14 protein-coding genes are annotated in these 12845 nt (G+C 55.7%); 5 read left to right on the plus strand and 9 right to left on the minus strand.

Annotated elements, in window-relative coordinates; genetic code table 11:
* Positions 1 to 267: 267 nt before the first annotated feature.
* Together choX and betC are read right to left on the minus strand one after the other, a co-directional pair.
* The gene (gene choX / locus INT84_RS18335; RefSeq protein ID WP_228066337.1) at positions 268 to 1218 is read right to left on the minus strand and encodes a choline ABC transporter substrate-binding protein; all 951 of its coding nucleotides are present in this window, start codon (positions 1216 to 1218) and stop codon (positions 268 to 270) included.
* A complete protein-coding gene (betC, locus tag INT84_RS18340; protein WP_194207944.1) occupies positions 1215 to 2759 on the minus strand; it encodes a choline-sulfatase in 1545 nt (514 codons plus the stop codon). The genes choX and betC overlap by 4 nt, the downstream gene beginning before the upstream one ends.
* A 105-nt stretch (positions 2760 to 2864) precedes the next feature.
* On the opposite strand from betC, the gene INT84_RS18345 reads away from it, so the two are divergent.
* The 3 genes from INT84_RS18345 to INT84_RS18355 all read left to right on the plus strand — a co-directional run bounded on the left by INT84_RS18345 (position 2865) and on the right by INT84_RS18355 (position 5576).
* Positions 2865 to 3788, plus strand: coding sequence for a LysR substrate-binding domain-containing protein (locus INT84_RS18345; RefSeq protein ID WP_194207945.1), 924 nt, complete (start codon positions 2865 to 2867; stop codon positions 3786 to 3788).
* A gap of 108 nt (positions 3789 to 3896) precedes the next feature.
* A complete protein-coding gene (locus tag INT84_RS18350) occupies positions 3897 to 4736 on the plus strand; it encodes an ATP-binding cassette domain-containing protein (RefSeq protein WP_228066338.1) in 840 nt (279 codons plus the stop codon).
* Between the two features lie 12 nt (positions 4737 to 4748).
* Positions 4749 to 5576, plus strand: coding sequence for a proline/glycine betaine ABC transporter permease (locus tag INT84_RS18355; RefSeq protein ID WP_194207946.1), 828 nt, complete (start codon positions 4749 to 4751; stop codon positions 5574 to 5576).
* A 161-nt stretch (positions 5577 to 5737) separates the two neighbouring features.
* Here the strand turns inward: INT84_RS18355 and INT84_RS18360 are convergent, their stop codons facing one another.
* Together INT84_RS18360 and INT84_RS18365 are read right to left on the minus strand one after the other, a co-directional pair.
* Positions 5738 to 6958 (minus strand): TerD family protein, encoded by a 1221-nt coding sequence (locus INT84_RS18360; RefSeq protein WP_194207947.1) that lies wholly within the window; start codon positions 6956 to 6958, stop codon positions 5738 to 5740.
* Between the two features lie 54 nt (positions 6959 to 7012).
* A complete protein-coding gene (locus tag INT84_RS18365) occupies positions 7013 to 7909 on the minus strand; it encodes a LysR family transcriptional regulator (protein WP_194207948.1) in 897 nt (298 codons plus the stop codon).
* 87 nt (positions 7910 to 7996) lie between these two features.
* Here INT84_RS18365 and INT84_RS18370 point away from each other — a divergent pair, with 87 nt between their 5' ends.
* Positions 7997 to 8782 carry an NAD(P)H-dependent oxidoreductase gene (locus INT84_RS18370; protein WP_194207949.1) on the plus strand — a complete coding sequence of 262 codons (786 nt, stop codon included), beginning with the start codon at positions 7997 to 7999 and terminating at the stop codon, positions 8780 to 8782.
* A gap of 46 nt (positions 8783 to 8828) precedes the next feature.
* Here INT84_RS18370 and INT84_RS18375 read toward each other — a convergent pair whose 3' ends face one another.
* Both INT84_RS18375 and INT84_RS18380 read right to left on the minus strand, forming a co-directional pair.
* Positions 8829 to 9863 carry a ParB/Srx family N-terminal domain-containing protein gene (locus INT84_RS18375; protein ID WP_194207950.1) on the minus strand — a complete coding sequence of 345 codons (1035 nt, stop codon included), beginning with the start codon at positions 9861 to 9863 and terminating at the stop codon, positions 8829 to 8831.
* Positions 9864 to 9893: 30 nt separating this feature from the next.
* A complete protein-coding gene (locus INT84_RS18380; protein ID WP_194207951.1) occupies positions 9894 to 10217 on the minus strand; it encodes a helix-turn-helix domain-containing protein in 324 nt (107 codons plus the stop codon).
* A gap of 99 nt (positions 10218 to 10316) precedes the next feature.
* Here INT84_RS18380 and INT84_RS18385 point away from each other — a divergent pair, with 99 nt between their 5' ends.
* Complete coding sequence (locus tag INT84_RS18385) at positions 10317 to 10583, plus strand: helix-turn-helix transcriptional regulator (RefSeq protein WP_194207952.1); 267 nt, start codon at positions 10317 to 10319, stop codon at positions 10581 to 10583.
* A gap of 166 nt (positions 10584 to 10749) precedes the next feature.
* On the opposite strand, the gene INT84_RS18390 is transcribed toward INT84_RS18385, so the two are convergent.
* The 3 genes from INT84_RS18390 to INT84_RS18400 all read right to left on the minus strand — a co-directional run bounded on the left by INT84_RS18390 (position 10750) and on the right by INT84_RS18400 (position 12817).
* Positions 10750 to 11547 carry a helix-turn-helix transcriptional regulator gene (locus INT84_RS18390; RefSeq protein ID WP_194207953.1) on the minus strand — a complete coding sequence of 266 codons (798 nt, stop codon included), beginning with the start codon at positions 11545 to 11547 and terminating at the stop codon, positions 10750 to 10752.
* A 134-nt stretch (positions 11548 to 11681) separates the two neighbouring features.
* Positions 11682 to 12530 carry a DUF4942 domain-containing protein gene (locus INT84_RS18395; protein WP_194208088.1) on the minus strand — a complete coding sequence of 283 codons (849 nt, stop codon included), beginning with the start codon at positions 12528 to 12530 and terminating at the stop codon, positions 11682 to 11684.
* Positions 12531 to 12613: 83 nt separating this feature from the next.
* A complete protein-coding gene (locus INT84_RS18400; protein ID WP_194208089.1) occupies positions 12614 to 12817 on the minus strand; it encodes a hypothetical protein in 204 nt (67 codons plus the stop codon).
* Positions 12818 to 12845 lie beyond the last annotated feature (28 nt).

Here is a 12845-nt window from a genome sequence, read left to right on the forward strand (position 1 = left end):
GGCATTACAGCGCGGAGGACAATCATCCGGCCAAATAGCGCAAACGCCCCATCGTAGGCCGGGCAAGCGCAGCGCCCCCGGCATTACAGCGCGGAGGACAATCATCCGGCCATATAGCGCAAACGCCCCATCGTAGGCCGGGCAAGCGTAGCGCCCCCGGCATTACAGCGCGGAGGACAATCATCCAGCCAAATAGCGCAAACGCCCCATTGTAGGCCGGGCAAGCGTAGCGCCCCCGGCATTACATGAACGCGGCCAAAAGCCCTTTTACAGCCCCAGTGCCTTTTTCACCGCCGGTTCCGCTGGCTGACCGTCGCGGCTGGTCACGCCATTTAACCACTGGCTCAACAGTTCCGGCCGTTTCGCCAGCTCGGCGCGGGCGGCCTCGTTGACGTCCTGCTTATCGTCCAGCACGCGGGTAATCACCGCGTTCTCCACCGCCACGTCAAACTTCAGCTGGCTGAAGAAACGGTTGAGGTTCGGACAGTCGCTGGCGAAATCCTTGCGCGTGACGGTATTGACCGTGGCGCTACCGTAATTCGGCCCAAACCAGGTATCGCCGCCGCTCAGATAGGTTAAGGGAAAGCGGGTATTCATGGCATGCGGCTCCCAGCCGAGGAACACGATCCACTCCTTGCGGCTCACCGCGCGGCTCACCTGCGCCAGCATCCCACTCTCGCTCGACTCTACCAGGTTCCAGTCCTTCAGCCCGAAATCATGCTTATCCAGCATCTTTTTAATATTCTGGTTCGCCGGTGCGCCCGGCGCGATGCCGTAAATTTTATGCCCGAACTTATCGGCATATTTTTGCAGATCGGCAAAATCCTTCACGCCCGCGTCGGAGACGTATTTCGGCACCGCGAGGGTAAACTTCGCCGCAGGCAGGTTGGCACCCACCACCTTAATATCCTGGCCCGGATTAAACTTGCTAATCACCGGTTCCTGCGCAGGCATCCAGTTGCCGAGAAACACGTCCAGCTGGCCGGACTTCAGCCCCTGAAAGGCCAGCGCCACCGACAGGTTCTGCACTTTCTGCTGATAGCCCAGTGCATTCAGCACCACGCCGGAGAGCGCGTTGGTCGCTGCGATATCGGTCCAGCCGGGATCGGACTGGTTCACCACCGCGCAACGGTCCGCTTCGGCGGCCGAAGCGGTGATGGGCGCTATCGCCGCCGTTGCCAGCAGCAGTAAAGGAGTCAGGTTTTTTGCTTTCATCATTGCTCTCCGACGCTATTTTTATGGGGACGCGGATAGCGGGCAAAAGCCTCCTGCTCATCCAGCGTCTGATGGTTACGAATAAAACGCTGCGACGCCTGCTGATGAGGCTGGAAGTCCCACTGCGGGATCGCATCCCGGCCCGCCACGCGGGTCAAAAAAAGCCGTTTTTGCTGGCTGGCCAGCACCTGTTGATTCAGCTGTGCCAGATCCCAGCGCGATGCCACTTCTTCAGCAAACGCCTGCGCGACATCCTGATAGTGTTCATCGGCAGTCAGATTGCGCAACTCATGCGGATCGTCCGGTAAATTGAACAGCTGCGGCGCTTCATGCCAGGTACAGACATATTTCCACGGCCCACGACGGATCATCACCTGCGGGCCCACCGCACCCTCCGCCAGATATTCGGCGCAGGCCCCGTCCGGTCCGGCCTCCCCGCGCAGATGCGGCACCAGGCTATGCCCGTCGAGTGGCGCAACCGCGCTGGCGCGACGATCTTCCCCGCTTGCCAGCTCGACAAATGTCGGCAACAGATCGACCAGCGATACACTCTCTGCCACGCGGCGCGGTGCAAAAAGATGCGGGTTATGCACAATCAGCGGCACGCGCACGGCATTTTCAAAAAACGACATCTTGTACCACAGGCCGCGCTCGCCGAGCATTTCGCCGTGGTCGGCAATCACAAACACCACCGTATTCTTCGCCAGCCCGGTCTCTTCGAGGGTGTTGACGATCTCGCCAAAGCAGTCGTCCACATAGGCCAGCGCGCCATAATAGGCGTGACGTGCGCGGCGAATGTGCTCGTCGGTCAACAGCCCTTCTTCAAGCTGATACATGGCGCGCAAACGCTCTGAATGCGGATCGTTTTCCACATCCCGCGCGCCGATCTGCGGCAGATCGACCTCTGCTTCGTTGATCCTGTCAAGATAACGTTTGGGGATCGCGAACGGATCGTGCGGGTGGGTCAGCGACAGGTGCAACAGAAACGGTTGCTCGTCCGGGCGACGGGCGGCGTCATACAGCCGTTGACGGGCGAGGAACAGCGCTTCGTCATCAAAATCGAGCTGGTTAGTGCGCACACACTCTCCCGCCTCCAGCACCGAACTCATGTTGTGATACCAGTTGAGCCGACGCTCAGGATGTTTCCAGTCCGGCGTCCAGCCAAAATCCGCCGGATAGATATCAGTGGTCAGACGCTCATCAAAACCGTGCAGCTGATCCGGGCCGCAAAAGTGCATTTTGCCGGACAGCCAGGTGCGATAGCCCTGCTCGCGCAGATAGTGGCAGAACGTCGGCGAATCGGCATGGAACTCGGCCGCGTTGTCATAAACCGCGTTACGCGAGATAAACTGCCCGGTCATCAGCGACGCGCGCGACGGCGCGCACAGCGGGCTATTGCAATAGGCCGATTCAAATACCACCCCTTCGCGCGCTAATTTATCAATATTCGGCGTCAGACTGACATTATTCCCATACGCTTTTAAAGCGCTCGCCGTTAACTGATCCGCCATAAGAATAACGATATTCGGTTTATTTATAAGCATTGTTCCGCCAAAGATAAAATTAATTCTGTAACCGTGATATTTTTATCGCACGCGAATTTCGCGCTGTGAAGTCATTATTTTATTATCGTGGCATAAGGTGCAATTATGGCTGGAAAATTACAGCTCCCTCCATTACAGGTTTTAGTGGTATTTGAAGCGGCGGCGCGCCACGGTAATTTTACCGCCGCTGGCAATGAACTTGGACTTTCGCAGCCAGCGGTGAGTCAGCGCATTCAGCTGCTGGAGAGCCAGCTGGACGCGCCGCTGTTCGAGCGTCGTCACCGCGGGGTGCAACTGACCGAGGCAGGCAACAGCCTGTATCACATTGTACGCAGCAGCCTGAATGATATCAGCGAGCAGCTGGAGCGCACCCGCCACCAGCGCAGCGTGCTGCGTATCGACACCGATATGGGCTTCGCCAGCTACTGGCTGATGCCGCGCCTTAACGCTATTCAGGCGCTGATCCCCGGCGTCGAAGTGCAGGTTTCCACCTCGCCCAATGACTACAATTTTCGTGACAGTAACGCCCCGCTCACCATCTGTTTTGGCGGCGGACACTGGCCGGGAACCCAGAGCCAGCGCCTGTTTCCCGAGCATGTGGTTCCCGTGTGTAATCAACATATTATGCAGGCGCTGGGTGATAATCCCACGCCAGCGTCGCTGCTGCGTTTTCCGCTGCTGAAGCTGCCGGAGACCCGCCCTCAGCGCTGGCTGACCTGGGATGACTGGTTTCGCCAGCAGCGGCTACAGCCCGGTAATATCAATGCTTCGCGCACCTTCAACGCCTACTCGTTAGTGATCCAGGCGGCGCTTGAGGGACAGGGCATTGCGCTGGGCTGGCGGCCGCTGATCGCCCCGTTAATCGCCAGCCGCCAGCTGTTTATCTGCGGCCCGGAAATGCGCAGCGAACGCGGCTATTTTTTAATTTCATCCGCCAGTAAATCTTTATCACCGCAGCAGCAAAAAGTGAAATCGTGGCTGCTGGATGAAGCGTGGAATTTTCACTATTCCGATCTCGCTTTGCCATAATTGTTATAACTTAAGCAATAAAATGACTATTAAAAAACCGTAAAACATTTTCCGTCTGATACTTATTTTAAGGTAGGGTAGCGTTGCGCCCATTAAATATGTGATTGCATGATGACAAAACCGATAATTGAACTGCGCAAGGTGAATAAATACTATTCAACCTCGGCACAAGGCTCCTTTTTTTCACGCCAGGATCCCAAAGCCACGGTGCAGGCCCTGAATGACATTAACCTGGAGATTTTCCCCGGTGAGATTTTCGTCATCGTCGGTCTGTCCGGCTCGGGAAAATCTACCCTGCTGCGCACGCTTAACCATTTGATCCCGCCTGAAGAGGGCGAGGTCACGTTTGAACGGCAGCCGCTGGCGACGCTTTCCGCAGCCAGCCTGATCGCCCTGCGCCGCCAGCATATCGGGATGGTCTTTCAGTCCTTCGCGCTATTCGACGAGCGCACGGTGCTGGACAACGTTGCTTTTGGCCTTGAAGTGGCGGGCGTGGAGAAGACGGAGCGCCACCAGCGCGCCCGCGCCATGCTGGAGAAAGTCGGTCTCGCCGCCGTTGCCGACCAGTATCCGCACCAGCTTTCCGGCGGGATGCAGCAGCGCGTTGGCCTCGCACGGGCGCTGGTGGTGAACCCGTCGGTGCTGCTGATGGACGAAGCGTTCTCGGCGCTGGACCCGATTATTCGCCGCGAGATGCAGTCCCTGCTACTGAACTTGCAGGCTGAGCATCAGCGCACGGTGGTGTTTGTCACTCATGATATGGAAGAGGCGCTGCGGCTCGGTTCGCGCATCGCCATTATGGAGAAGGGCCAGCTGGTGCAGGTCGGCTCGCCGGAAGCGCTGATTAACGCGCCCGCGACGCCATACGTGCGCCACTTCTTCTCCGGCGTTGATGTCTCCCGCTGGCAGCTGGCGGAGAACTATGCCGACGTCTGGCCCTCGCACTAAAAAGAGAATGATATGGCTTATCCCTTAGATTTCAGCCGTGAGATCGACCACGGTATTCAGGCGCTGCTGACGCACGCAGGCGGATTTTTTGACGGTCTTGCGGCCGTCATTGACGGTTTTGCTGGCGGGCTGGAGACGGTGATTAACTGGCTCAACCCGTGGGGGCTGGTGGTACTGACGGTGGCGCTGGGACTGTGGCGCATCGGCAAAGGCTTTGCGGTTTTCGCCCTGCTGGCGATGCTGTACATCATCTATAGCGGCTACAGCGATCACGCCGCGGTGACGCTGGCCCTGACGCTCTCTTCCACGTTTTTCAGCCTGCTGATCGGCATTCCGCTCGGCATCTGGAGCGCGCGCCGGGCGGCGGTGGGCAGCATAGTACGCACCCTGCTCGACTTTATGCAGACCATGCCCGCGTTTGTTTATCTGATCCCGGCGACCATCCTGTTCGGGCTGGGGCGACCGCCGGGGATTTTCGCAACCGTGTTGTTTTCCATGCCGCCGGTAGTCAGGCTGACCGACCTCGGCATTCGCCAGGTCAACGCGGCGCGTATTGAGGCCGGACTGGCGTTTGGCTGTACGCCGCGACAACTGCTGTGGAAGGTGCAACTTCCTGCCGCGCAGCCCGCAATTATGGCCGGCGTGAACCAGACCATCATGATGGCGATGTCGATGGTGATTATCGCCTCGATGGTCGGCGCGGGCGGACTGGGCAACGACATCCTGAGCAGCATTCAGCAACTGGATATTGGTCCCGGCCTGCAAAGCGGCATTGTGGTGGTGCTGATGGCGATCCTGCTCGACCGGCTCTCCGCCAGTCTGGCCCGCCGCCAGCGTTAAATTACAGCTTCGATAGTCGCGGAATGACTATGCGGAAGCATACTCATTCCGCTGACCGCGCGGCTATTCGGAGTAGCATCGCGGCTGAGGAGAAGTGTAACCCGGCAACGGCACGGCGCAACCGCCGGGTTCAGGTTTTGCGAGACGGCTTCAGAAAGTCTTTATACGTAGCGCTTGCCCTTTTTAGTGCTGGCCGGTTTACCCTTGAATACCCACGGACCATCAACGGTCAGTACCACGTTATCGCCCTTGCGGGTCAGCCACGGCGTATCTTCGCTGCCCTCTTCCGAGGTGACGCCTGCCGGACGCAGCACGATGCTGTCTTCATCAATTTCAATCAGGCCAATAACGTAGGTATAAATGCCTTCGTCATCGTCGCCGTTGTTGAAGTCATACGCACACTCAACGACCTGCTCGCCATACTCCATGCGCATCGTCGGTTGCAACGAGGCCACGGATACCGCGCCGTTGCTGACCGCAGAGTACACGCTGCACACGATAGCCACTTTCCCGCCCATCAGGCGTGAAATGGCCGGGTTGATCTCCACGGTTTCCGTGCCGGGTGCCGAGGCGCTGGCGGCGACCACATCGCCACCGTGGAGGATCCACGGATACGCATCAAACGCGCCAGGATTATCCGGCGCGCAGACCAGCGACATTTGACCGTCCGGGCGCAAAATACCGATGCGCAGATCGAGATCGTCGTTATCCTCGCCATCACCGTTATCAATCCAGGTCGCGCTGACGCGAATACTTTTTGGTGCTCCCGCGCCCTTAACAAGTGAGACTTTATGCTGGGCATCGGGTTTGGTGAGGGTGACTTTTTTCAGGCTGACCGGCGGGGTGACCGGCGCTGGCGATTCCACCTCAATGCCGTACAGATTACACAGTCCCGCCAGCCCGGAGTTGAACCCCTGCCATACCGCACGCGCTTTGTTTTCGCCGTTACGCACGTACAGCTCGAGCACGATGATCCCGGTCTCCTGGCTAAACGCGCCGGGAGCAAGTTCAAGCGTCTGGCTGCCCGCGACGATCTGCGCCCGCAGATCGTTTACGCTGGCGAACCCTGCCGCACTGCCATCCTGGGTTAACGTGACGGCGATTTTGACGATCTCCGCCGGCAAACGTGAGAGATCAAAATCAATGCAGTGGCTTAGCGTTGCACCGCTGGCAGCAGGCGCAATAAAGGTTGCGGCTCCCGAGGCGTGCTGCGGCGCGTTAAAAAAAACCATATCGTCATCGTTAATCACCTTTCCGGAAGCGGTGACCAGAAACGCCGTCAGGTTGACGTCGAGATCGGCGCTCGCGGTGTGACTTACGCGCACTTGTCCGCGCGCCTGCGCCAGCGTGGTATTCTGGCCAGGTTGTAATGATTGATTCATCGGGTCATCCTTTCCTTCACTGTAAATTTATCTCCCCCGGTTTATCACAGCCGCTCACCGGAGGGAATCGACAATGTGCTGTCGCAGCCAGATATGACCGGGATCGCGATGCACGCGTTCGTGCCACAGCATCATCATATCGAACCCGGCAATCTCCAGCGGCGGCTCAACAATTTTCAGCGTGGCGGTTTGTTTAACAAGACGCTCCGGTAGCATCGCCACCAGATCGGTACGCGCCAGCGTCTCCAGCATCACTAAAAAATGGGGTACTGACAATACCACCCGCCGCGACAGACCTTTATTCGCCAGCGCTACATCGGTCGCCGCATGGAAGCCGCCGCCGTCCGGAGAGACGATGACGTGCTCCAGCTGGCAGAACTGCGCCAGCGTGGGCTGCCGTTTAAGCGCCGGATGATCGACCCGCCCTGCCAGTACATAACGTTCGGTAAACAGATGTCGCTGATGCAGCGACAGCGGCGCGCCGTCGCGAGTATGAAAAACCAGATCGACATCCTGCTGCTCCGCCTGGCGGACGATCTGATCCGGCCGCAGTTCCAGCACCGCCAGCCGGGTGCCCGGCGCAACGCGACGTAATTCGCTTAATGCCGGAAGGATAATCGCCGATGCCATGTAGTCGGTGGCAACGATACGCCAGGTGGCCGTCGCCTGCGCCGGATCGAAGGCTGTAGCGGGAGCGATGGCCTTCTCCAGCACCTCCAGTGCCTGACGCAGCGGTTCACGCAGCGCCTCAGCTCTGGCGGTGGGCTGCATACCGCGCGGGCCGGGCAACAAGAGCGGATCGGCAAAAATATCCCTCAGCCGCGCCAGCTGTACGCTGACCGAAGGCTGCGATAAATTCAGCCGCCGCGCGGCACGCGTGACGTTGTGCTCGGTTAACAACACGTCCAGCGTCAGGAGTAAATTCAGATCCAGGTTGCGGAAATTAACCATCACTATACCTGTAATTTAAGCAATCAATTTCTACTATAGCGGCCTGCAACTTACCATGCAGTGACTTTCTCAGGTCAGGTAACGCTTATGAATATCCTTATTGTTTATGCTCACCCGGAGCCACGTTCGCTGAATGGATCGCTGAAAAACGTAGCGGTTAAGTACCTTGAGCAGGCAGGTCATCAGGTACAGGTGTCGGATCTCTATGCTATGCAGTGGAAATCGCAAATCGATCCTGCTGACAGTCTTGCGCCGGTTCAGGGCGATCGTTTTGATCCCTCCCTGGATTCAAAATATGCGTTTGAACATGGCATGCAGAGTGACGACATCGCCCGCGAGCAGGAGAAATTACGCTGGGCCGACGCGGTGATTTTCCAGTTTCCGCTGTGGTGGTTTTCAATGCCCGCGATCCTCAAAGGCTGGTTTGATCGGGTTTATGCTTATGGCTTTGCCTACGGCGTCGGCGAGCATAACGATCGTCACTGGGGCGATCGCTATGGTGAAGGGACGATGGCAGGTAAACGCGCCATGCTGATCGTCACCACTGGCGGCTGGGAGTCGCACTATAGCCCGCGCGGGATCAACGGCGCGATCGACGACATCCTCTTTCCTATTCAGCACGGGATGTTGCACTATCCGGGGTTTGATGTACTGCCGCCGCTGGTGGTGTATCGCTCAGAAAAGATGGACGAGGCGCGGTATGGCGAGCTGACCCGGCAGTTAACGCAGCGGCTGGATGATTTATGGCACACCGCGCCGCTGGCGTACCGTAAGCAGAACGGCGGGGATTATGCGATCCCGGAACTGACGCTGCGGGAGGAGCTGGCAGTGGGGGAATCGGGTTTAGCGATTCATCAGCACAAGGGGGCGTAACACGCCTCGTCCTGCCAGCACAGGGAAAGCCCGGCTGGCAGGGCGTTTATTCCTCCCGGCTAAGGATCTTCTCCAGATATTCCTCAAGCTGGTGCCGCCGCAGATAGTCGCTCACTTCCCGTACCCAGCTTTCACCGTTTCCTAATATCGCGCGGCTGCTGGTGGAAGCGTGCAAATAGCGGTTATCGTAGAGGTTAATCAGCGTCTGATTCATTGAATCAACATTGAAGCCCGGCTTTTTGCGCTGCTGATGCTCCAGCGAACGCAGTATTCGCTCCTGCTTCTCAGGGTCCGGAGTAAAAACCTGCTCGTTCAGCTCGCTGATCACCAGGAATTCGGGCGGGATGCCCTCTTCCCGCGCCGCCTGAAAACGATAATGCCCGTCGAGGATCACAAAGGACGCCAGCCCGGCGATATACCAGACGAGGACGGGCGGAAGCTGCCCCTCGCGGCATTTTTTCCGCCACCACTTCAGCCGTCCGGCGTCAGTATCGACCGCGTAACGGCCCAGCAGTAAATTCCCTCCCCACCACCAGTCCACCATTTTTACCTTCTCCGGCTGGCTGAGATCGGCCATATCCTCGGCATAGAGCATCCAGTCGCAGCCCATGTTATCGGCGCTGGCCGGAGAGCGAAAATGCCAGTTTTCCGGGGTAAACGGCTTTTTGAGCGAGTACGAGGCACGCTCTTTCACCTGCTCCATCGGACGCATCAGCCAGCGGCGCGCGGGCAACAGCGGCGAAGGTGATTCCATTAACTGACGGGCAAAATAGCGGCACCATTCACGGGTCCATGCCTCAGGGCCTTTGCGAAGAATGGTTTCGATATCCTGCGACGTGACGGGCGGCAGCAGATTTTGCTGGTCCGGGTGATCGGCGTTAAACACCAGCCAGACGCCGGAATAGTCGTTGAGTACCGTCGCCCAGAATAGCGTCTCACCGCGCACGTTCAGCGCCATCCGCCCGTGGTGACCACTCAGCATCTCCAGGGTTTGTGCTTTTTCGCTATCGCGGACGATAAGTTCAAGGCCCTGCCAGTGATCGTTGCGGTCGAGGAAATCTTTCCACCAGTAGTGAGGCATAGAGAAGGCTCCGGTTGGGGATGACAGACGTTAAGATGTTTTGTTTTTTACCAGTGTCAGGATTTGCGCTTTGCCCTGCGCGGAGAGATTTGCCCACCCAAGCGCCAACTCAGCCAGTTCATCATCCACAATATAAAAATACGCCAAGGGCACATCCAGCGCGGACGCAAGCTGCTGCGCGATGTCGATATTGGCCTGATGTACACCCTTTTCGTAACGGTTGATCCGCGTGCTCGCCACGAACTCGTCGATCCCGGCCAGAATGCCGAGTTTTTTCTGCGACAGCCCTTTCGCAAGACGCGCGGCCTTCAGACGCTGACAGAAGATATCCGGGTAATTAATTGATGTGCTCATAGCTACGATAGTCGTAGCTTTTTCGCTTGCCAGATACTACGAATAACGTAGTATTACATCAGTAGTCGTTCTACCCATTGGCAGATATCAGGAGGAAATATGCATCAGGGTTGGCATACCGCAGACATTATTGCGGGTCTGCATAAACGCGGAACATCAATGGCAGCGCTCTCCCGGGCAGCTGGGCTAAGTTCGTCCACGCTGGCGAATGCGTTGATCAGACCGTGGCCTAAAGGAGAAATGTTGATAGCCGAAGCGCTTGAGGTGCATCCAAGTGCGATATGGCCGGAGAGGTATTTTGGGAAGGATGGGGAGTTGATTGACAGAGGGAGATTGATGCGGGGGAAAAGAGGTTTAAAGAGTTAGGGGGATTGGGCCGCTTGGGCGGCCTGGTTGGGAGGATAGGGCGAAGGCCGCACCGCGATTTACACCATAAGAAATTGAAATAATTAGATTTATAAAAATAAGAAACCACATTGTATACTCACATGTATACTCAACGCGATTCCTTGTGAATACAGCTAGCTAAAAACTACTCTTCATCTTCTTCCACAGGCTCCAGCGCGTCAAGTACGACTCGCACCATGGCAATAGAACCAATGCGGATAAAAGCATCTTCTCCATCTTCGTCGGTTAGCATATAACGATCTTTCGTTTCAGGCTCGCACTCCAACTTTTCAAAAAACTCATTCAACTGACCGATATCATCCGTCTCTTCGTTTTGCGGCGCATCAGGCTCAACGCTAAGCGGAATCACTGGGCCACCGTTCATTAAGGTGATATGGACATTAAAATAATCGTCTTCGTAATCATCATCTTCTTCAGCAATGATTGGCGGTAGACCATCAGACAAGAACTGGTGAAATACTACTTCGCGCATATTTAACGCATAGCGATACTGGTCCGAGTCAAAGACAAAGAACCGCTCTACATTCGGGCTAGCTGTTTCCTGAAAATAATAATAAAACCTCCGCTTATCCGCAGCAGAAATGGACAACAATAAATAGTCCTGCTGCCCCTGTAGCCAGAGTTTTACGGTCCAGAGACCGTTATCCATTTCAATACCGCTTGTGGCTATCGCCTCAAGATCTTCATCGGTTTTACGGCGCTTTTTGTGAAAGTCGGTAATCAACTGATCGCTTTCCGGGAATACGATATTTAAAGGCTTATCCAGGGCATTGCATATTGCCTGTGCAAGGCCCAGCTTTGCTGCGACCTTTCCGGTTTCGATACGCTGGATTTGCTGTTGGCTGGTGCCGACCATATACGCCAGCTCGCGTTGGGTGATCGACAATTGAGTACGAAGCTGTTTGATGTTGTTCTGTAACATGGCATCGCTCTTCTGATGAGATTGATGACAAGCATTAAAACACAAAAAAGAGTAAATACACATTTATGTGTTTTCAAATAAAATTTGACATAAGCATGGAAGATTTGAAAGACCATTCCAAAAGAGAAGACCTTTTACACACACTTAGCAGCCAGCATTCCCGGATAGTGCTTCGCGATGATATCGTTCAGCTTATCCACCAGATCGGGACGTTTCATGGTGATATGGGCTGTTCCTTTCTGAAAATACTTGATTGTAAACCTCTCGTCCTCATAACGATTGCTGTGTCTGTTCTCATTGATGTGATCTCCAAGACGGCGGGAGACATCGGCACGGTTGTCTGGAATGGGTTTTCCATCAAGGATCATCAACATGCGCTCAAGATCCGCTAACCGATCACGTTGCCAGCCCCAATTAAGTCCAAATCCCCATCTGTCGTATTTCACCAGACCGCTGACAATTATTTTTGCGCCAAATTTGCAGGGCGAGTTGGTTTTATAGTTCCAGCTCAGACCTTTGAACACGTTAATTACGCCACGCTCAAAAACCTCACCTTTGCTCTGATGCAGTTGCCTGAACGTGCTCAGTATATTGGCTTTAGAGATCGCCGGAATGTCGTCTTTCTCCAGGCTGTTGTACCACTCGTCACGGGCCTGAGCGTCCATGAGCGAAATCATTCCTGACCGTTGCATCAAATCCTTCCAGATGCTGCGATCAATATTGCGGGTGATGGCTTTCATCGCCGTTTCTGGTTTCTCCATCAACCAGCAGTCGTAACGGTATTGCCGCACTCCCCATTCATTCGCTTTGCCCCCGCCAATACTGTCGGTTAGTGCAGAAATATCACTAAGTTGGTGGATAAGGATTTCTGTCAGGCTCAACGCTGCATTACGTCCGGTGACGATGCGCTCAATGCTGGTGGAGCAAATCACGTCGGTGTGGTCGGTTAATACTTCGGGTTTGGTGAGAGTAAGTTCTGACATCATTTTTATTTCCTTTATATAAAGCAAAGCGCCAGCCAGTGAGGGCTGGCGCTTATACGTGTGTTATGAATATTGTCAGGCGGCTAATCAGTTCTGGCATGATGCAGAAGCTGGAGATGACGGAGATCGCGAACGTCCTGACGCGCACGTTCAATCCAGGGCAACAGCACTGCTGAATCGGTGTTGTCCTCGTCGTTGTCAAAAATAATCTCGCTGCCACAATCGATGTTGTCCTGCAGCCAGCCAATCAGAATATTGAGTGCCGCTTCGGTGGTTAATTCCGGCAGGTGAAAACCTTGTGGTGATTGTGGTTGT

It is taken from the genome of Superficieibacter sp. 1612_C1 (genome assembly GCF_015234305.1).
GTDB lineage: Bacteria > Pseudomonadota > Gammaproteobacteria > Enterobacterales > Enterobacteriaceae > Superficieibacter.